This window comes from Desulfovibrio sp. An276 (assembly GCF_002159665.1).
GTDB lineage: Bacteria > Desulfobacterota > Desulfovibrionia > Desulfovibrionales > Desulfovibrionaceae > Desulfovibrio > Desulfovibrio faecigallinarum.
Genome location: NZ_NFJC01000098.1, coordinates 1 through 615, shown reverse-complemented (window position 1 = coordinate 615; position 615 = coordinate 1). Strand labels below are relative to the sequence as shown.

At 51.2% G+C, this 615-nt stretch carries 1 protein-coding gene; it reads left to right on the top strand.

The genetic code is table 11. From position 1 onward, the window contains the following. Positions 1-83 precede the first annotated feature (83 nt). The coding region (locus B5F76_RS14375; protein WP_204218457.1) for a hypothetical protein at positions 84-615 on the top strand (532 nt) is incomplete at its 3' end.

The window sequence follows — 615 nt, the reverse complement described above, 5'->3', positions numbered from 1 at the left end:
AGACATGGACGGAGAACAGGCATGGCAATGCACCCGGCCTTCCCCGGGCTGGAAAAATCTGTCCTCCCCTGTATCGCAAGAACATGTTTGTGCGTGACAAGAACAACAATCTGTACCGCGCTCGTATCAAGGTGTTTATCCGCAATACCTGGGACTGGATAGAAGTCAAGCTTCGCAAATCTGACGTAGACTACCTCGAACGTTACTGCTGTCATCGTACAGAACATGTCCCGACTCTCTGTCGTCTGAGCAGAAAAGTCTGGTCCCTTAACTTTGCCTTTAGCGAGGAGGTGGAGCTCAAACCCAAAAAAACAATAGATCAGCAAACAATTGTCTCTGTTGATCTTGGCATCAACAGCGCGTGCGTCTGCTCGGCTATGCTTTCGGATGGCACTATCATCGGCAGGCACTTTCTTGACCTGCCGAGCGAGGAAGACTCTCTGGAGCATGCTCTGGGCAAAATACGCAACGCGCAACGTCATGGTGCCAGGAAAATGCCCGGTCTCTGGGCTTTGGCCAGAGGTATCAACAAGGCAATCTCGATAAAGACTGCAAGGTTTATCATAGAAGTCGCCTTGCAGCACTCTGCGGACGCGATCGTCATGGAATACCTGG